This window comes from Rhizobium sp. UFLA01-1127 (assembly GCF_059803845.1).
The window spans coordinates 1-19,361 of sequence record NZ_JAUQTZ010000120.1 but is presented as its reverse complement, the minus strand read 5'-3'; the positions used below and the strand labels follow the sequence as shown (position 1 = coordinate 19,361).

At 61.5% G+C, this 19,361-nt stretch carries 19 protein-coding genes; 3 read left to right on the top strand and 16 right to left on the bottom strand.

Annotated elements, in window-relative coordinates; translation table 11 throughout:
• From Q4Q11_RS24280 to Q4Q11_RS24270, 3 genes are all read right to left on the bottom strand, one after another.
• Nucleotides 1–641, bottom strand: a 641-nt coding sequence (locus Q4Q11_RS24280) for a F0F1 ATP synthase subunit alpha (RefSeq protein ID WP_498571081.1), incomplete at its 3' end; no start/stop codon positions are given.
• Nucleotides 641–1,207: a F0F1 ATP synthase subunit delta gene (locus Q4Q11_RS24275; protein WP_498571080.1), complete on the bottom strand. Its 567-nt coding sequence runs from the start codon at nt 1,205–1,207 to the stop codon at nt 641–643. The genes Q4Q11_RS24280 and Q4Q11_RS24275, both read right to left, overlap by 1 nt.
• Before the next feature lie 262 nt (nt 1,208–1,469).
• A complete protein-coding gene (locus tag Q4Q11_RS24270; RefSeq protein ID WP_498571079.1) occupies nt 1,470–1,853 on the bottom strand; it encodes an AGROH133_08824 family phage infection protein in 384 nt (127 codons plus the stop codon).
• A 588-nt stretch (nt 1,854–2,441) separates the two neighbouring features.
• Here Q4Q11_RS24270 and Q4Q11_RS24265 point away from each other — a divergent pair.
• Nucleotides 2,442–3,167: a nucleotidyltransferase family protein gene (locus tag Q4Q11_RS24265; protein WP_498571078.1), complete on the top strand. Its 726-nt coding sequence runs from the start codon at nt 2,442–2,444 to the stop codon at nt 3,165–3,167.
• Nucleotides 3,168–3,169: 2 nt separating this feature from the next.
• On the opposite strand, the gene Q4Q11_RS24260 is transcribed toward Q4Q11_RS24265, so the two are convergent.
• The 3 genes from Q4Q11_RS24260 to Q4Q11_RS24250 are packed head-to-tail and all read right to left on the bottom strand — an operon-like array spanning nt 3,170 to nt 7,563.
• Entirely contained in the window at nt 3,170–5,401 is a 2,232-nt protein-coding gene (locus Q4Q11_RS24260; protein ID WP_112504449.1) for a primosomal protein N', read from the bottom strand.
• Nucleotides 5,402–5,458: 57 nt separating this feature from the next.
• Complete coding sequence (locus Q4Q11_RS24255; protein ID WP_498571077.1) at nt 5,459–6,592, bottom strand: AAA family ATPase; 1,134 nt, start codon at nt 6,590–6,592, stop codon at nt 5,459–5,461.
• Nucleotides 6,593–6,618: 26 nt separating this feature from the next.
• A complete protein-coding gene (locus Q4Q11_RS24250; protein ID WP_498571076.1) occupies nt 6,619–7,563 on the bottom strand; it encodes a GNAT family N-acetyltransferase in 945 nt (314 codons plus the stop codon).
• A gap of 244 nt (nt 7,564–7,807) precedes the next feature.
• Between Q4Q11_RS24250 and Q4Q11_RS24245 the strand changes: the two genes are divergently transcribed.
• Both Q4Q11_RS24245 and Q4Q11_RS24240 read left to right on the top strand, forming a co-directional pair.
• On the top strand, nt 7,808–8,743 hold the full coding sequence (locus Q4Q11_RS24245; RefSeq protein WP_112505301.1) for a tyrosine recombinase XerC: 936 nt from the start codon (nt 7,808–7,810) through the stop codon (nt 8,741–8,743).
• A gap of 130 nt (nt 8,744–8,873) precedes the next feature.
• Nucleotides 8,874–9,965 (top strand): TraB/GumN family protein, encoded by a 1,092-nt coding sequence (locus Q4Q11_RS24240; protein ID WP_498571075.1) that lies wholly within the window; start codon nt 8,874–8,876, stop codon nt 9,963–9,965.
• Here Q4Q11_RS24240 and Q4Q11_RS24235 read toward each other — a convergent pair.
• From Q4Q11_RS24235 to Q4Q11_RS24190, 10 genes are all read right to left on the bottom strand, one after another.
• A complete protein-coding gene (locus Q4Q11_RS24235) occupies nt 9,943–10,455 on the bottom strand; it encodes a DUF2867 domain-containing protein (RefSeq protein WP_498571074.1) in 513 nt (170 codons plus the stop codon). The genes Q4Q11_RS24240 and Q4Q11_RS24235 overlap by 23 nt on opposite strands.
• A 101-nt stretch (nt 10,456–10,556) precedes the next feature.
• Nucleotides 10,557–13,418 (bottom strand): M16 family metallopeptidase, encoded by a 2,862-nt coding sequence (locus Q4Q11_RS24230; RefSeq protein ID WP_498571073.1) that lies wholly within the window; start codon nt 13,416–13,418, stop codon nt 10,557–10,559.
• Nucleotides 13,419–13,529: 111 nt separating this feature from the next.
• Nucleotides 13,530–14,936, bottom strand: a complete 1,407-nt coding sequence (lpdA, locus tag Q4Q11_RS24225) for a dihydrolipoyl dehydrogenase (protein ID WP_498571072.1) — start codon at nt 14,934–14,936, stop codon at nt 13,530–13,532.
• Between the two features lie 29 nt (nt 14,937–14,965).
• Nucleotides 14,966–15,604 (bottom strand): LysE family transporter, encoded by a 639-nt coding sequence (locus Q4Q11_RS24220; RefSeq protein ID WP_113215372.1) that lies wholly within the window; start codon nt 15,602–15,604, stop codon nt 14,966–14,968.
• Between the two features lie 17 nt (nt 15,605–15,621).
• Nucleotides 15,622–16,377 carry an SDR family oxidoreductase gene (locus Q4Q11_RS24215; RefSeq protein WP_112504465.1) on the bottom strand — a complete coding sequence of 252 codons (756 nt, stop codon included), beginning with the start codon at nt 16,375–16,377 and terminating at the stop codon, nt 15,622–15,624.
• Nucleotides 16,374–16,901 carry a hypothetical protein gene (locus Q4Q11_RS24210; RefSeq protein WP_498571071.1) on the bottom strand — a complete coding sequence of 176 codons (528 nt, stop codon included), beginning with the start codon at nt 16,899–16,901 and terminating at the stop codon, nt 16,374–16,376. Before Q4Q11_RS24210 ends, Q4Q11_RS24215 begins: the two co-directional genes overlap by 4 nt.
• Nucleotides 16,898–17,647: a DUF4241 domain-containing protein gene (locus Q4Q11_RS24205; protein ID WP_498571070.1), complete on the bottom strand. Its 750-nt coding sequence runs from the start codon at nt 17,645–17,647 to the stop codon at nt 16,898–16,900. The genes Q4Q11_RS24210 and Q4Q11_RS24205 overlap by 4 nt, the downstream gene beginning before the upstream one ends.
• Nucleotides 17,648–17,663: 16 nt before the next feature.
• Nucleotides 17,664–18,887, bottom strand: coding sequence for a 2-oxoglutarate dehydrogenase complex dihydrolipoyllysine-residue succinyltransferase (odhB, locus tag Q4Q11_RS24200; protein ID WP_498571069.1), 1,224 nt, complete (start codon nt 18,885–18,887; stop codon nt 17,664–17,666).
• A 31-nt stretch (nt 18,888–18,918) separates the two neighbouring features.
• Nucleotides 18,919–19,239 carry a YciI family protein gene (locus Q4Q11_RS24195; RefSeq protein ID WP_113215375.1) on the bottom strand — a complete coding sequence of 107 codons (321 nt, stop codon included), beginning with the start codon at nt 19,237–19,239 and terminating at the stop codon, nt 18,919–18,921.
• Between the two features lie 11 nt (nt 19,240–19,250).
• Nucleotides 19,251–19,361, bottom strand: a 111-nt coding sequence (locus tag Q4Q11_RS24190) for a hypothetical protein (RefSeq protein WP_498571082.1), incomplete at its 5' end; no start/stop codon positions are given.

Sequence of the window (19,361 nt, the reverse complement as noted above, 5' to 3'; positions counted from 1 at the left end):
GCAACGGTCGAGCGCTTCTGGCCGACGGCGACGTAGACGCAGAAGAGCTTTTCGCTGTCCGGACCATTATCCTGAATGGACTTCTGGTTCAGGATCGTGTCGAGGATGATGGCGGTCTTGCCGGTCTGACGGTCGCCGATGACGAGTTCGCGCTGGCCGCGGCCAACCGGGATCAGAGCGTCGATGGCCTTGAGGCCGGTCGACATCGGCTCATGAACCGACTTGCGCGGAATGATGCCGGGAGCCTTGACGTCGACGCGCGAACGGCGGGTCGCATTGATCGGACCCTTGCCGTCGATCGGGTTGCCGAGCGCGTCGACAACGCGGCCGAGAAGTTCCGGACCGACCGGAACGTCAACGATCGCGCCGGTGCGCTTGACGGTGTCGCCTTCCTTGATGTCGCGGTCGGAGCCGAAGATAACCACACCGACGTTGTCGGCTTCGAGGTTCAGGGCCATGCCGCGGATGCCGCCGGGGAATTCGACCATTTCGCCGGCCTGAACGTTGTCCAGACCATAGACGCGGGCGATACCGTCACCGACGGAGAGAACCTGGCCGACTTCGGAGACTTCAGCTTCCTTGCCGAAGTTTTTGATCTGATCTTTCAGAATTGCGGAAATTTCCGCGGCGCGGATATCCATCAGCCGACCTCTTTCAATGCAAGCTTAAGGGTGGAGAGTTTGGTGCGAAGGGACGTATCGATCTGACGCGAACCGACCTTGACGATCAGGCCGCCGAGGATCGACGGATCGACGGTGACGGCAATCGCCACGTCCTTGCCGGTGACGCCCTTCAGCGCCGCCTTCAATTCATCTTCCTGCGCCGGGGTGAGCGCATGAGCCGAGGTAACCTCGGCGGAAATCTCGCCGCGATGCTGTGCGGCAATGACGCGGAAAGCCTTGATCATGCCCGGCAACGCAAAAAGGCGCCGGTTGCTGGCCACAAGCTTCAGAAAGTTGGCGACATAGGCGCCGAAGCCGGCCTTCGTTGCCAGCGCTTCAATCGCACCGACCTGCTCTTCAGCCGAAAAGACCGGGCTGAGGACAAAGCGCTTCAGATCGCCGCTTTCTTCGAGCATGGCTTGAAACCGATCGAGATCGGCGGTCACTGCCGGTACGGCATCTTCTTCAAGAGCCAATTCGAACAGCGACGAGGCATATCGTTCTGCAACGCCAGAAACATGCTGGGATGTGTCTGCCACGGGCACAAAATTCCCTGATTTCAACCCAAGAACCAAACTTCCGGGTGACGGAAGCGATATGCCCTTGAATTCGTTTTGATTTCCCCCAGAAATCAGCAGGAGCGCGCTCCCGCCTCATCCGAAATTCGGGGTTCGTCTAACATAGGATATTGAGACTCGCAACACGCGTATTCGACGAATACGCCATTCGGGCGAATTTATGATGTCAAAATTCATAAAGCATGGGGATAGCGCAGGCAAAAAAGGCCGCGCCGGAGCTATTTTCGGCTCAAATATAGCCAAGACCGTAGAGAAAAGGTAGCGCAGCCAGCACAGTTTGCACAACCAGAAGGAGAAGACTCAGAAATATGCTGCCGCGATCCGACATCAGCGACAGGATGCGACCGAACGCCGCGACGCCGAAGGAGGCGCCGAGCGCGAGATAGATCATCGGCTGCGCCAAGAGGATCGCCACCAGCCCGAAACCGACCATGAAGCCGCCAGCCGAACGCGCTTCGGCGTAGGCTTCCGACCGGTCTTCCCTCACCTGCAGCTTGAGGAAGCGATACGTATAACCCGGCGCGAACATCAGGAAGAGGCCGATCAGCGCCGTAATGGCAGCCGAACAGTAGGCAAGCCGCTCGCCGAATTCGGTCGGAAAATAAAGCTCCATCGGTCGTCCCCAAATCAGCCCGATCAAATCAATCGCAGGAAGAAATGGAGATATGGCATGAAGCGCAAGAAGAGGGAATACGGAATGAGAGCGCCTCGGTGCGGGATGTTTACAGCCAAATTAATATTTTGAAACTATATGCATTATCCCTTTTTGATGGTATTCTCAAATAAAAAGGGATAATTTGCCGCTGAAGCCGCCTCTTTGCGGAAATGAATTTATCCCCTTTTAATAGAGTCGTTTTCAGAAAGGGATAAATTGTTTTATTTCAGCGAATTAAAGAGCGAGCAAATAAGACAGACCATCGATACGGAGCAGCTGTTCGAGGCGTGGCTCGCCGTAAATGCCGAATTGTCCCATCGATTTGCCGGCGCCATGGCATGGAAAACGGTTTCCGGGCGCGACTACCTTTATCGCAAGGCAAAGACTGCATGGAAATCGCTTGGCCCACGCTCTTCGGACACTGAGCAAACTTACCGGCAATTTCATGAGGGCAGAAACGAACGTCGGCAGCATCTGGCCACATTATCGACCAAGCTCGATGAAATGGCGGCCATCAACCGGGCTATGCGACTTGGCAGGATGCCATTGACAACTGCGCGCATTCTGCGGGCGCTCAATAAGGCCGACCTTATCGGCAACGCCCTGGATATTGTCGGCACGAATGCGCTTTTTCTCTATGAAAGACTTGGCGGCATCAGGATCGACAGTGGCCTGCTTGCGACCGGCGACATCGATCTGCTTTTCGACGCGCGAACAAACCTCAATCTCTTGCGAAGGAATATCGGCGCGGAAGGCTTGATGGGTGTCTTGCGCACCGCGGACAAATCGTTTCATCCACTTGGCAAGCGGAGCTTCCGCGCGGCAAACAAGGATGGATATCTTGTCGACTTGATCGGTCCGATGCCATCGCATCCCGTCAGCAATTCAAGACCTGCCGGTATCGGCCAGAATGAGGATGATCTGGCTGCCGTCGAGATAGAAGGTCTGCAATGGCTGGTGAATAGCCCTAAAGTGGCAGCTATTGTCCTTGATGAACGCGGCTACCCCGTACGATATACTTGCCCCGATCCCAGAAGTTTTGCCTTGCACAAGCTTTGGCTTTCACGCCGGGAAGATCGTGACCCCCTGAAGAAGCTTCGTGATGAAGCGCAGGCTCATGCGGTCGCAAACATGATAGGCCGTTATCTGCCGCATCTTCGATTTGACGACGCCATACTCGGCGCTATTCCGAAGGGCCTGCGAAAGCTCTCCCATGAATTGGAGCAAACAGCGCCGAAGTCGCCAGACGATAAAATCGAACCGAATTGGTAGCCTTACAGAAAGCTTTGCGGATCGATATCGAGCTGCACCTGCACGGAGCCGCGCTCCTTCGGTGACTGCGCCAGCATCGCCCGGAGGAACCCCTGCATGTCGGAATTGCGCCGGCCATGCACGAGCAGGCGAAAACGATGGCGCCCGCGCACCAGCGCGATCGGCGCTTCGGCCGGGCCTAATACCGAAATGCCTGTCACCTGCGGCGCAGCGTTGCGCATGCCGCGCGCATGGGTCTCGGCATCCTGTCTGCTGTCGGCGGAGACGATGATCGAGGCGAGGCGGCCGAAGGGCGGCAATATGGCCTTTTCCCGCTCCGAAATCTCACGCTCGTAAAAGGCGCTGGCATCGCCCGATACGATTGCCTGCATAACCGGATGCTGCGGCTGGTATGTCTGCAGCAAGCCGTGACTTTTCAGACCGGTTCGCCCGGCGCGTCCCGTCACCTGCGACAGCAGCTGGAACGTCCGCTCGGCGGCGCGCGGATCGCCATTTGCTAGGCCGAGATCCGCATCGACGATGCCGACTAGCGTCATAAGCGGAAAATTGTGGCCCTTGGCGACGAGCTGCGTGCCGATGACGATGTCCGCCTCGCCCTTGGCGATCGCGTCGAGCTCCAGTCTCAGCCGCTTGACGCCGCCCATGATGTCGGAGGAGAGCACGATCGTCCGCGCTTCGGGAAAATGCCGCTCCACCTCCTCGGCGATGCGTTCGACACCCGGTCCGCAGGCGACGAGGTGGTCGAGCGTGCCGCATTCGGGGCAGGCCTCCGGCGTACGCTCGGCATAGCCGCATTGATGGCATTGGATCTGGTTGCGGAACCGGTGTTCCACCAGCCAGCTCGAACATTGCGGGCATTGGAACCGGTGGCCGCAGACGCGGCAGAGCGTCAGGGGCGCATAGCCGCGCCTGTTGAGAAACAGCAGCGCCTGCTCGCCCTTGGCAACCGTCTTGCCGATCGCGCGGATCATGACGGGCGAAAGAAAGCCGCCGCGCTCCGGCGCATGCCGGCGCATATCGATCAGGTGCAGATCGGGAAGTGCCGCATCGCCAAAGCGCGTCGGCAGGTGGATTGTCGTATAGCGCCCGCTCTGACCGTTGACCTGGCTTTCGACCGAAGGCGTCGCCGACACCAGCACCACGGGAAAATCGCCGATCCGGCCGCGCACGACTGCCATGTCCCGCGCATTATAATAGACGCGGTCCTCCTGCTTGTAGGCGGGGTCATGCTCTTCATCGACGATGATCAAGCCGAGATCCTCGAAAGGCAGGAAGAGCGCCGAGCGCGCCCCAGCCACGACCCGCACCTCGCCGGTAACCGCCTGACGCCAGACTTTTTCACGCATGCGCGGCGCCAGATCGGAATGCCATTCGGCCGGCTTGGCGCCGAAGCGATCCTGGAAGCGTTCGAGAAAGCTTGCCGTCAGCGCGATCTCCGGCAGCAGGATCAGCACCTGCTTACCGCGCCTCAGCGTTTCGGCAATGGCCTCGAAATAGACCTCCGTCTTGCCGGAGCCGGTAACGCCGTCGATAAGGGAAACCGCGAATTCGCCCTTGCGCACGTCTGCCAGGACTTCGTCGGCCGCTTGCCTCTGCGGCCCCTGCAGCCTCGACACGATGAATTCCGGATCGGGCTTGGCGACGACCGGCGGCGGCGGCAGGAAGATGGTCTCGAAAATACCCTGCGAAATCAGCCCATCGACAACGCTGGTGGACACACCCGCCGCATGCGCCAGGCCGAGCCGCGTCCAGCAAAGCCCGTCGGCAGCAATCTCCATCACCTTGGCGCGGGCCGGGGTCATCCGCTCCGGCTGTCCGCCGATAAAGCGCAAGCCTTCCACCATCGGCTCGGGATCGAAGGCAGCCGGCGCTCGGAGCGCCATGCGTGCCACGAGCCCCGGCGGCGACAGCGTATAAGAAGCAACCCAGTCGATGAAATCGCGCATGTGCTTGCCGAGCGGCGGGCAATCGAACACATGGCTGATGGGCCGAAGCTTCTTCGGATCGACCCCGCCATCATCCTCGCCATCCCAGACGACACCGATGACCTGCCGCGGCCCAAGCGGCACCTGCACGACCGAGCCCGGCTCCACCGCCATGCCCTCCGGCACGGCATAGGAATAGGCCCTCGGCGCCGGCATCGGCACGAGAACGGGCACGGTACGGCTCATCACAGGTTTCGCGGGCGCCGCCTCGAAAAGCGCACCGAACAGATCGGAAGAATCTTTGCTCATTGCGCCAGACCATGCCCCGGACAGACGCAAAAGAAAACCCGCCTTGCCGGATCGCCGCTATTCATCGTCATCGTCGATCACGCCCATCAGCCGCATGCCGTCGATCCAGGTGGAACCGTCCTCACGGATCACCCGGCGCGGCTTGGCGCCGCAGCGCTCCCGCACGGCCTCCGCCAGACGTTCTGAATGGGTGACGATCCAGATCTGGCTCGTCTTTGCCGCCTGTGCGATCATGTCGGCAAGCGGCGGCAGCATGTCCGGATGCAGGCTCGCCTCCGGTTCGTTGAGCGCGATCAGCGGCGGCAAGCGGTAGGACATCAAGGCCGCGGCGAGACCAAGGAACCGGATCTGGCCGTCAGACAGCTCGCGCGGCTGGAAGGTGCGGTTGGGAAACTCGGGCAGCATCAGCCCGAAATCCGCCGTTTCCTGCGGCTCGGGAACGACGAGCCGCGCCCCGCCGAGCGCCGCGGCGAGAACCCGGTCCAGCTCGGCGGTATCTTCGCGCGTATGCACGAGCGTCGCGAAAACGGCGGCGATATTGGCGCCGTCCTCGTCCAGCATCGGCGACGTTACAGCGAGGCAAGGCGCGCGCAGCGGCGAGCCGCGATCGGTGCGAAAGCCGCGAAAGAAGCGCCAAGCATCGACGGCGCGCCGGAAGGTGCCGACCTCCGGAAAATATCCAGCATCGCCAAGCAGTGCGATCGCAGTTTCCGAAGTCAAAGCCTGCTCGCGATGCTGCTCCATGCGGCCATTCCCGCCTCGCACGGAAATGCCGGGACCATCGCGCTTCATCATCGTCACCGGCCGCCGTCCGGTTTCGACGGAAAGTTCCTCGGCCTTGATCTGCGGCTCCAAAGGAAAACCCGCAGCAGCCGGCGGCCGCATGCCCGCCTCGATCCAGTAGCGAAAGGTCGCCGCCCGCTCCATGTCGAGCAGCTCGACATCGAAGCGGACGCGGGCGGGTTCATGCGAGCGACGCTTGCCCGACCACATGGCCGAGAACATGCCGCCTTCGCTGGAGATTTCATGCGCCAGCCTGCCGCGAACCGCGGCCTGCACCAGCTGCAAAGAACGATAGAGGTTGGACTTGCCCACCCCGTTCTCGCCGATGAAAAGGTTCACATCGGCAAGATCCATTCGGATCGAGCGCAGGGAACGATAATTCCGTGCAAACATGGAGCGTAGCTGCATGCCACGCGGTTTAGCCGATTCCGATATTAAAGAGAATGCGAAACCAGAGGCTCGTGCTGGTTCGGAGGAACCAGCGGCGAGAAGGTTGCGTTTCCATCCGCCGCAAGATCGAAGACGGTGTGCCTCTCCAGTGCCCTCGTCACCTCGTTGACATCCCCGTCCAGATGCTCGACGGGAATGAGATTGCCGACGAGGAAATCGAACCGGTCGCCGCGCTTGTTGAGCAGCTCGTGGAAGACGGTCATGTCGCGCAGCTCCGTCGACCACTTGGCGAACCAATAGAACAGGCCGGAATTGCGCGCCGTCAGATGCACGGGCAGGATCGGCAGATTGTATTTGCGCGCGAGACCCACGGCCGATGTCTTCCACGGGCGCTCGTTCAGCTTGCCGTTCGCCCAATAGGCGATGCGGCCGGAAGGAAACAGCACCGTGATCTTGCCGTCGGCGACGGCGCGGTTGGTCAGCTGCAGGGTCTCACGCGTCTTCGGCTTGCTCTTATGTTCCTCGCGCCACTCGACCGGGATGATCATCTCGGCAAAGCGCGGATTGACCCGCACGGCATCGCGATTGGCAAAAATCATCATATCGGGCCGGCGTGATTTCAGGAGATCGAAGACGGCGACGCCGTCGGCAATGCCGGTGGGATGGTTGCTGACGAGAATGAAACCGCCGGAAGCGGGAATGCGGTCGGCATGGGTGACGCCGATGTCGAGCCGCAGCAGATCGCTCATATATTCGAAGCACTGGAAACCCGAAAGCTTGGCGACATCATCGGCGAATTCGATCGCCTTGTTGTAACGCAGCAGCGTGTAGAGAAACGGGCGCATCAGCGGCCAGAGCGGGTTGCGGACGATCTTCTGACCGCGTTCGGCGATCAACGTATCGACGATATGTCCCGGCTGTCCCTGGGAGACCAAAGCGATTGCTTCTGCAATCTGTCCCAGTGCAGTTATCGAACCGCGGCGTGCCATGAAGTATCCTGAATGGTTGGGATATATTCTATCGCAATCGAATATGATCGAAGCATGACAAGCGCCTCGCATATAGCCGTCTAACCATCGGAGACTTGGAAACGGCTTGCATGCTGTTTTTCTAATGGCCTCTGCACCCTGCGCACCTGGAGAGACGCGCACACAGCGGCGGGAAAGTTAGCGATTCCATAACCTTCCTTACTTCAAAGTGGCAGAAGGAATCCGAATTTCAAGGGGTTTTCCACTGAACGAATTATTGATCATCGCCGACCCAGAGTTGATGGCGGAACGCAGCCGCTGGCTCGATGCGCTCGGCCAGGAGCGACGGCTCTCGGCCCATACGCTGAGTGCCTATGAGCGCGATACGCGGCAGTTTTTGATCTTTCTTACCAGCCATCTCGGTGGCCCGGCGACGATCGAGGATATTCATGCGCTGCGCCCTGCCGACTTCCGCGCTTTTCTTGCCTCGCGCCGAAAGGACGGCGCGGGCGCTCGTTCGCTCGGGCGAAATCTCGCCGGGCTTCGTTCGCTCTTGCGCTATCTTGAAAAGAAAGGCTTGGTGAATGCTGCGGGTGCAGCCGCGGTGCGTTCGCCGAAACAGCCGAAATCGCTTCCGAAGCCGCTTTCCGACAGACAAGCGGTTACCGTCGTCAGTGATGAGGCGCAACTGCATGAGGAACCTTGGATCGCCGCACGCGATGCCGCCGTGCTGACGCTGCTTTACGGCTGCGGCCTGCGCATCTCGGAAGCCCTGGATCTGAAGCCGCAGGATTTTCCACAAGGCGCAACCTCGCTGCGCATCACCGGCAAGGGAAACAAGACGCGGCTGGTGCCGCTGCTTCCGATCGTCATCGAGGCCGTCGACCACTATCGCAAGATTTGTCCTTACCATCTCGATCCGGACGGTCCGCTCTTTCGCGGCGCGCGCGGCGGCAAGCTGCAGCCGGGCATCATCCAGCACGGCATGCAGAAATTGCGCGGCGCTTTCGGCCTGCCGGATACGGCGACTCCGCATGCACTTCGCCATTCCTTCGCCACCCATCTGCTTGCCGGAGGCGGCGATCTGCGCACCATTCAGGAGCTGCTCGGCCACGCCAGCCTCTCCACGACGCAGGTCTATACCGGCGTCGATTCCTCGCGTCTGCTCGAGGTCTACGATCGCGCTCATCCGCGCGCGTAAGGAAAGATTAACCTCTCGCGTTAAGGGAATTTCCGTCTCGTTCGCGTAGAGCAGAACCAGGTCCCGACATGCCTCCTGAAAGCCGCTTTCGGGCGTTAGCGGTCATGCTCTCTGCGAACGGAAGATTCTGATGATTTCTGCCCTTGGGTCCAAGACGATGCGGTCGATGAAGCCGACGCTTGGTGACATGCTGCTCTGGCTTGCCACAGCCGTTCCGTTGCTGCTCGCCATCCTGCTGATCGCGACCATGCTGACGCTGCAGCCGGCGCACGCCGAAGGCGCAGTGTCCGACAGCTGCGGCGGCAAGGATCTGATGGCGGAGCTGCAGAAGACCGATCCGGCAAAATACGCCTTCATCATCGCCGCCGGCGAAAAGGTGGAGAATGGCAAGGGCATCTTCTGGAAGATCGAAAAGCCCGGCCTGAAGCCTTCCTGGTTGCTTGGCACCATGCATGTCTCGGATTCGCGCGTGCTTACCATGCCGAAGGGGGCTGCGGATGCCGCGGCCTCCGCCGACACGATCGTCGTCGAATCCGATGAAATCCTAGATGACAAGAAGGCGGCCGCGGCCCTTTTTGCTAATCCTTCACTCACCATGCTCACCGATGGTTCCACCATAAGCGAGCATCTGTCGCCCGAAGACAATGTCCGTCTGGAAGCCGGATTGAAGGAGCGCGGCCTGACGCTCGCCGCCGTCTCGCGCATGCAGCCCTGGCTTATCTCGAGCTCCTTCGAAATGACGGGCTGCGAAGTTCGCCGCAAGACGGCGGGCGCAAAATTCCTCGACCAGAAACTGGCGAGCGATGCAGCGGCGAAAGGCAAGAAGGTCGTCGGTCTCGAGACGCTGGCCGAGCAGGCCAAAGCCATGAGCGATCTGCCGGTCGCGCTGCATCTGAAGTCGCTGATGCAGACGCTCGAACTGGGCGACAAGATCAACGACGTCAACGAAACCATGACCGGCCTCTACACCGCCGGCAATATCGGCGCGATGATCCCGATGCTGAAGGTGATCGAGCCGGACCAGAAGATCACGGACGACGATACCGCCGCCTTCGAGCAGCGCATCATCCTTGACCGCAACAAGGTCATGGCGACGCGCGCAGCCCCGGTCCTCGACAAGGGAAACGCCTTTATCGCCGTCGGCGCACTTCATCTCGTCGGTGATCAGGGTCTGGTGGCACTGCTGCGCAAGCAGGGCTTTACAGTGACGGCGGTGAACTGACCGCTCGCATCCGCTTGCCCAAATCGCAAAGCGTCGCCGCGACGATCAGCCGATGGAATGGCGTGATGATTGCGAGATAGACCCGGCCAAGCAATATTTTCCGCCTGACGAGCGTCGTGGCATCGACCAGCCGGCGCCCTTGATCGTCGTTCCGCACATCGATGACGACTCGAAAATCGAGATGCCGATCGTCGAACCCGAGCACGACCTGATTGTCGGACTTGCTGATGACGGGAAAGAATCCGATCTTTTCCAGCTCTTCCGCCCGAAGGTCGCTGCTGGATCTCAAGCCGAACAGGCCCGTTACAGCATCTCGCACCCGGATCAGCAGCCGCACCCAAAACGGAAAGCGGCTGAGCATCGCTCGGGCCGCGGCAATGGCCGTCAGATCCGAGTTCGGGATATTCAGCTCATAGCAGTCGGCCCAATCGGCATCCGGCAGCGCCGGATGCGGCATAAGGGGCTTTACCATCAAAGGCCTTGCAGACATGGTTTCATCCGCCTTTATTCGACGTCCGCAAGCTACCACACATTGCGATGCTACCCGATCGGCAAACTTGGGCTGCGGCAATTTGGCCAGCAGATGACAAGCTAGCGTACGGCCGATCCGTTAGCCGGCAATATCTTCAACCGCCACGACGTGCCCGGCTTCAGATATGTCGTTGCGACGGCGCGTACATCCTGTGCCGACACGGCCTGGTAATCGTTGACGCTGTTGCGGATTCGCATGAGGCGCCGCTCATCCGTTTGGGCGCCATGAAGGCTCTGGAGCCAGTAGTCATTGGTCTGCTGCGAGCGTTTTACCTCTTCGACGATCGGAGCCTTGGCCCGCGCAAGCTCATCCGGCGAAACATCCCCCTGCCGCAAATCAGCGGCGATCTTGTCCACCAGGTCGAAGAAATGCTCCACCTTGTCTGGAGTCGTCTCGGCATAGACATAGGCAAAACCATAGCCCGAGATCGACTGCGATAGATCGACATCGCCCTGGGGGCTGTAGGTTGCTCCTTCCGCAAGACGGAACTGGTCGATCAGACGGTTCCGCAGGATCGCGCCGACGACATTGGCCGCAGCCGCCCGCGGCAGATCGGACAGGAAATCGCCGATCGGCATGGCAACGGCAGCGGCTGCGCTGTCGCTTCGCCCGTCGTGAATCCGCACGACCGGGTCTTTCGTCGGTGCAGGAAAATGCACGCCCGCACCATCGATCCGATCCTGCCCGCCGCCCCGGGGCGGCAGCGCACCGAAGGTCTGCGCGGTCATGCGGATGGCATCCGCCACCTCGATGTCGCCGACGATGATGATCTCGATCTGTCCTTTGGAAAGAAGCGGCCGCAGGAACGCCGCGAAGTCCTCCGGTTTGGCGTCGAGCAACTGGGTCCGGTCCGGAAATACCCACCGCGGATCATCGGAATGCAGCAGGCCGGGAAGATCGCGCCCGACCACGCTGCCCGGTGTCGCCTGAAGCTGGGCGAGACCGTTCAGATAGGCCTGCTGGACACGTCTGAAAACGTCCGGACGGTAAGCCGGATCGGAGACGGCAGCCGCCAGAAGCTGCAGCTGCGCCAGCAGATCGCCCGGCCGCGTAATACCGTCGAATTTGAAGGCGCCATCCTGGATGGCAAACTCGTTGGCAACCACCTTTGCGGCAAAGGCCTTCTGAATGTCGTCATAGCTGATGGCTTGCAGACCGGACAGCGGCAGCGCCGGTGCTGCCCAGATGGGCAGCGGCCGATCACCTGGCAGATCCAACCGGCCATGGCCGACATTGGCACGCACCAGCACCTCGTCGGCGCGAAGCTTCGTCGGCTTGATCGTCAACCGGACGCCGTTGGCAAAACGGACCATGGTAATACCGAGGTCACGGACCTCGCGCTGCTCCGCCACGCTTCCCGACTGTCCGAAATCGGCGTAGGGCCAGGCAGCCGACGCGGTATGTTCCGGCGCCGCCACCGCCACGGCGCGCGACTCCGCATAGGCCTTCTCGACGGCAGCGCTCCCGCCGTCAGGCATTTGCGGAATCTGCAGCACGAGCTGCGGACCGTTGCCGGTGAAGACGCGCCGAAGAGCCTTGTTGACGTCATCCGCGGTCAAGCCCTTCGTCGCTGCGTCAAAGAGTGCAAGATCGTCTGCAGGTGAGGTAAAAACCAGGTTCTCTCCGACACTCCAGCTGAGCGATGCGGCAATATCCGGGCTCGCGCGCGTGACGGCTCCGCCTGCCGCCGCCTGCAGGGTGGAACGGGATTCGGCAATTTCGCGGTCGATCTCGCTTTGGCCGGCGCCGAACTGCGCAAGGCGGCGCTGTTCCTGATCGAGGGCTGCAAGGGCGGCCCGCCATTTGGTCGGATCGCTATCGGCGGCAACCATCGCGACATGGGCCGACTTGAGCAGATCCTGGGCACCGGCCTGCGCGCTGACGAAAGGCGGATTGGGCTGCTGCGCCAAAATGGACAGGCGCCGGTTGAGAACGGCAAGGCCGATATCCTCGACCAACTGCGCGCGTCGCTTGGCAACCGTATCCGGCGAGGCATCACAGGGGCGGGTCCAGGCAATCTGCACGCGGGTCGCGCCGCCAGGCACGACGACCGTGCCGACACGCTCTCCATGTTTTTCGAGCGTACCGAGACCGGTGTCGGCCGGTGCAGGTGCGGCGGCAGTCCAATTGCCAAATCGGTTGCGGATATCGGCTTCGATGGCCGCGGCATCGACATCGCCGACGACGACCAGCGTTGCGCGCTCCGGACGATAGTAAGTGCGGTAGAAGTCCCGCGCCAGATCAACCGGGGCGTTGCTGATGATATCGATCTTGCCGATGGGCGGACGCTGCGGCACGCGCTGGCCCGGCAGCAGTTGCGCAAGGAGACCGGTCCCGCCGCGATATTGCGGCGTGTCGCGCAGTTTCTCTTCCGAAAGGATGACGCCGCGCTCGCGGCCGAAGGCACCGGCATCGAGCGTCAGCTCGCTCGCCGTCTCGCGCATCAGCATCAGCCCTGTCGAAACCGTCTCCGGATTGGCTTCCGGCAAATCCAGCGCATAAACCGTCTCGCCATAGCTGGTGGACGCGTTGGTATCCGCGCCAAAAGCGAGGCCGAGACGCTGAAGAATGCGCACCATCTCGCCCTCGGGAACATGGGTCGATCCCTTGAAAGCCATGTGCTCGAGGAAATGCGCCAGCCCCTGCTGGTCATCGCGTTCCTGCAGGGAGCCGGCACCGATACGAAAGCGGATCGCCACCTGACCGGCAGGCGTCGCATTGTGCATAACGGCATAGCGCATGCCGTTCGGCAAGGTGCCGAAGCGGATTCCCTGCTCTACCGGCAGGTCGCTGACCGCCTGGGGCCAGTTCGCGGCCGGCGCTTCGGCCAGGGCCGGCGCTGCAACGAACGCGAGGGATGCGAACGTCACTGCAATGAAGAGTTTTAGAGATGCGCGAACGGATAGGATCTGACGTGACATGCTTGCTCTGGCGGTGAGAACGAATGGATGATGCGATGCACGGGAGCGCCGTACATCGCATCATCAGGCAAGCATTGCAATCCCGGCGACTACTCGGCCGGAATGCGGGTCTTACATATGGATCGGCTTGAAGAAGGTGGCGAGTGCGGCTTCCTTCACGGCTTCCGACATGGTGGGATGCGCATGGCAGGTGCGGCCGAGATCTTCCGACGAACCGCCGAATTCCATCAGGACGGCGATCTCATGGATCATTTCGCCGGCGCCGAAGCCGACGATATGGCCACCGAGAACGCGGTCCGTTTCCTTGTCGGCGAGAATCTTGACGAAACCCTCCGTCGCCAGCATGGCGCGGGCGCGGCCGTTGGCCGAGAACGGGAACTTGCCGACCTTGTAGGCAATGCCTGCGGCCTTCAGCTCTTCCTCGGTCTTGCCGACGGAGGCGACTTCCGGCTGCGTGTAGACGACGCCCGGAATGACGTCATAGTTCACATGGCCGGCCTGGCCGGCGAGGATTTCGGCAAGGGCGACGCCCTCGTCTTCCGCCTTGTGCGCGAGCATCGGACCCTTCACGACATCGCCGATGGCATAGATGCCGGCGACATTGGTCTTGAAGTGGCCGTCGATTTCGACGCGGCCGCGATTGTCGAGCGTAACGCCGGCTTCTTCGAGGCCGAGACCCGCCGTGTACGGCTTGCGGCCGGTGGCAACGAGAACGACATCGGCATCGAGCATGACCTTATCGCCGCCCTTGACCGGCTCGAACGTGACCTTTGCGCCACTGCCGGTTTTTTCCACGCCGACCACCTTGGCGCCGAGATGGAACTCAAGACCCTGCTTGGCCAGCATGCGCTGGAACTGCTTGGAGACTTCGCCGTCCATGCCGCCGAGGATGGTGTCGAGATATTCGACGACGGTGACCTTGGCGCCGAGACGCGACCAGACCGAGCCGAGCTCGAGGCCGATGACGCCGCCGCCGACCACGATCATCTTGCCCGGCACCTTGTCGAGCGCAATGCCGCCGGTCGAGGAGATGATGACCTTCTCATCGATCTCGAGCGGAACACCCGGGATGCCCGCAACATCCGAACCGGTGGCGATGACGATGTTCTTGCCTTCGATCTCTGTCACCTTGCCATCATCGGCCGTGACGGAAACCTTGCCGGCCGAAACGATCTTGCCGGTGCCCTGGAAGGCATCGATCTTGTTCTTCTTGAAGAGGAAGGCGACGCCGTCGACGTTCGACTTAACCGTCGCGTCCTTGTGCGCCAGCATCTTTTCGAGATTGAGCGTCGGTGCGCCGACTTCGACGCCGAGGGCATCCATGCCATGGCCGGCATGATGGAACACTTCGGAAGCGTGCAGCAGTGCCTTGGACGGGATGCAGCCGACGTTGAGGCAGGTACCGCCATAGGTCGCCCGCTTTTCGACGACCGCGACCTTCAGGCCGAGCTGCGCCGCCTTGACCGCGCAGACATAGCCGCCGGGGCCGGTTCCGATAATGATCACATCGTAGGACATGTTTTAATTTCCTTGTTTAGTATCTTTTGTTAGTCGGTCGCCCGTGCCAAGGCGAGGCGGATGCCGAAGCCGACGAGCGCCGCTCCGGTGATGCGGTTGAACCATTTGCCTGACGCAATGAAACGATCGCGCACCGGCTTGACGGTGAAGAAGGTGGAAACGCCGGCAAACCAGGCGATAAGCGCGGTTGCCATGCCGATGCCGTAGCTGAACTGGATGAGCGCGGGCGTGTCGTGATGAACGAGCGTCGAAAACAGCGACAGGAAGAACAGCACCGGCTTCGGGTTGAGCGCGTTGGTGATGAAACCCGTCGCCAGGCACCGCCAGACCGAAACCGGCTTGCGGTCTTCCTCGGTGATCTGGACATCCTTCACCTGAAAGCCCGCCTGGCGGAAGGACTTGATGCCGAGATAGACGAGATAGAGAACGCCGGCCCATTTGATCATGCTGAAAAGCATCAGCGACTGCGACACGATCAGCCCGAGGCCGAGAATGGTGTAGCTGATGTGAAAAAGCAGCGAGAAGCCCATGCCGAGCCCGGTCATCATGGCGGCGCGGCGGCCATGCACGATGCTCTGGCGCAGGATGACGGCGAAATCGGCGCCCGGGACGACGATGAAAATCGAGAACACCGCCATTAGGCCGAGGAATTCGAGAATATATTGCATTTATCGACCCTTTCCGGTCAGCGACCGCCGCTCACGTCGAGCACGGCACCCGTTATATAGGATGCATGTGGGCTGAGCAGGTAGAGGATGGAATCGGCGACTTCGTCGGAGGTTCCTGCCCGCTTCATCGGCAGCTGCGGAGCGATGTCGCGAGCCCGATCCGGCAGCCCGGCGGCAGCATGGATATCGGTGTCGATGATGCCGGGCCGGACGGCGTTGACGCGGATACCTTCCGCCGCCACCTCGCGTGCAAGGCCCACCGTGAACGTATCGATCGCGCCTTTGGAGGCGGCATAATCGACATATTGTCCGCCGCCGCCGAGCGTGGCCGCCATGGAGGAGACATTGACGATCACTCCGCCCTTGCCGCCGTGCCGGGTCGACATGCGGCGCACGGCTTCGGCCGCCGCCAGCATCGAGCCGGTGACATTGATGCGGAACATGCGGTCGATCCGCTCCGGCGTCATCTCGTCCAGGCGCTGGATGATGTCGACGATGCCGGCATTGTTGACGAGCCCGTCGATCCGCCCGAAATGCGCGTCGATCTTGGCGAAGATGGATTTGATATCTCTGGGCTTGCCGACATCACCGGGGACCGCAATCGCCTCGCCGCCGGCATCGCGGATCGTCCTCACCACAGCCTCGGCCGCATCCCTGTTGGACGCGTAATTGACCGCCACGGCCCAGCCATGCCGAGCGGCAGCCAGGCAAATCGCAGCTCCAATGCCACGGCTACCACCAGTTACGAGAAGAACGGCAGCATTCTCGGTCATTGGTAGCATCCTTTCAGGCTGAGGACATCCCAGGGCGCGACGGTTGCCTTGCCCTTGCCCCATAGAGACGATTTCTGGATCGATGGACCGAGCGCCGGCAGGAAAAGCCGGTCGGCCGCGCTCTCGCCTTCCGCCGGCAGTGCACGGATATGCCCTTTCAGATCGGAGGCGTAGACCATGCCCTGCCAAACGGTGCAGGCCCTGAGATCCGCTCCGGTCACATCACCCTCGGGACATTCGAACATGATCCGGCCGTCGGAGCGCAGCTGATCGTCGCTGCGCATGACGACGCCCTCGGCCACGATGGCGGTATTTCGCACGGCAAGCTTGAACCTGTTGCTGACAGACGATTCCGAACCCATGGCCTCGAAGCGCAGCTCATAGGCATTGTCCATATCGACATAGACAGCCTTTTCCTGCACACATTCAGCCGCAAGGGAAGGCAGCGGATTGACCGCGAAAACCAATATTGCCCCACACACAGGCGTCTGTCTTGCCATGGTCGATATTGCCGGCATGATCATTCACCTCCGGGCTCGCGCCGGCCATCGGCATTTTCAGTCACGCCGAAATCGGTGAACAGAACCAGCGGCCGGCCGCCGGCGTCAAGCCCCCAGAAAACCGGATAGAAACCATCGCCCCAGCCGCTCCAGAAGACCGCGACATTGCCGCGCTTGCCCGCTATCGGCCGATGCATGACATAATTGTCGCTGTTGGCCTCCAGTTCGGATGCCAGAACGTCATCGTAGTAGTTGATATCCGCTGACGATTTCTCCGCCTGGACCTGCTTTTCGCGCTCCTGGATCAGCACATAGGTATCCGCATCCATGTAGCAGCCGAGACCGGCATCGACCGGATAGCCGAAGAACTCATCGCTTTTCAGCGACTTGACATCCTGGCCCGGTATCACGGCGAGCTCCCAGCGCACGGGCTTGCCCTCGGCAAAGCGCATGCCGGCTGCGGCGATGCGGCCGAAGGCTTGATAGAGCGTGACGGGATAATCGCCGGGCGAAACGGTGCGCGTAAGTGCCGGGCGATCAGGCCCGACGAGCGGATCGCTGGCGACGATGCGCCCCGAGGTCAGCTCCACCTTACCCATGCGAAGGACGTTGATCGAGCGGGCGGCAAGATCGGCGTCGCCAAGCGACGCCAGATCCAAATTGCTGCTGAGCTTGGAGATGTCGAGCTCGGCCGCGCCGGCGGACGATGGCACCCATGCGGCGACGGCGCACAACAATCCGCGCAGCGTCCGCTTGGGCCATGTCGACATGATCCAACGCTCCCCCTTAGAGATCGAGAACGAGACGTTCCGGATCTTCCAGGCTTTCCTTGACGCGCACGAGGAAGGTAACTGCTTCCTTGCCGTCGACGATACGATGATCGTAGGAGAGCGCCAGATACATCATCGGGCGGATGACGACCTGGCCGCCGATGGCGACCGGACGCTCCTGGATCTTGTGCATGCCGAGAATGCCGGACTGCGGCGCATTGAGGATCGGCGAGGACATCAGCGAACCGTAGACGCCGCCATTGGTAATCGTGAAGGTGCCGCCCTGCATGTCGGCCATCGCCAGCGTGCCGTCGCGAGCAGCCTTTGCCAGACGGCCAAGCTCCTTCTCGACTTCTGCGATCGACATCTGGTCTGCATCGCGGATCACGGGAACGACGAGGCCCTTGTCGGTGCCGACAGCCATGCCGACGTGGCAGTAGTTCTTGTAGATGATGTCGGTGCCGTCGATCTCTGCGTTGACGGCAGGCAATTCCTTCAGCGCGTGCGTGACGGCCTTGGTGAAGAAGCCCATGAAGCCGAGCTTCACGCCATGCTTCTTCTCGAAGATGTCCTTGTACTTGTTGCGCAGGTCCATGACGGCCTTCATGTCCACCTCGTTGTAGGTGGTGAGCATGGCGGCGGTATTCTGCGCATCTTTGAGGCGCTTGGCGATCGTCTGGCGCAGGCGGGTCATCTTCACGCGCTCTTCGCGGCTGACGTCCTCGACCGCGGTCGGGGCGCGGGCGGCAACGGGTGCGGCCGGTGCGGCGGCCGGAGCCGAAGCAGCCTTTGCGACGGCAGCGATCACATCGCCCTTCAGGACTTGGCCGCGCTTGCCGCTGCCTTCGACCTGATCGGCGGAGAGATTGTTTTCGGCAAGCAGCTTGCCGGCAGCCGGTGCGGGCGGCATGGAAGAGGCCGGCGCGGAAACGGCGGGAGCTGCAGCCGGTGCAGCGGCGGCAGCCGGTGCAGGGGCCTGTGCCGGAGCGGCGGCAGCGCCATTGCCGGCGGAGATCTGGCCGAGCAGCGCACCGAGGCCTACTGTTTCGCCGGCCTGGGCGACGATTTCGGAAAGTGTGCCGGCGGAAGGCGCCGGAACTTCGATCGTTACCTTGTCGGTTTCGAGTTCGAGAAGCGGCTCATCGGCCTTGATGGCATCGCCGACCTTCTTGAACCAGGTACCGACGGTCGCTTCGCTGACGGATTCGCCGAGGGTAGGAACGCGGATTTCAGTGGCCATTGTTCAGATCCTGATTTTTCGTCGTTATGACTTAGATAGAATTACCGGCGACGGACGGCCGGAGAATGAGTGAGGGCATCGGCGAGATTTCGATATGGAAACCGAGCCCGGCGAGAAGGACGGGATCGGCATCGCCAAGCGACTTGGCCGCATCGGCATGCTCCGCCTCGACGACAGCCATGCCGAAAGCACCATCGGCCGCGAAGACCGGGCCGACGACAATTGCCGTTCCGGCACTCGCATGTTCGCGCCAATAGGCGGCGTGCTGCTGCATGGCGGCCATCTCCTCCTCCGTGCCGTCATGCGGGAAGCTGGGGCGCGGCGGCACAAGTTTCAGATGAAAATAGGCCATCGCGCAATCCCTCAACCGCCGAGCGCGTCCTCGAGGAACGCCGCAAGCTGCGACAGATGCTTGGACATCAGGCCCGTCGCCGGGGAGGCGGCAGCCGGACGGCCGGTGTAGCGGACGCGCTG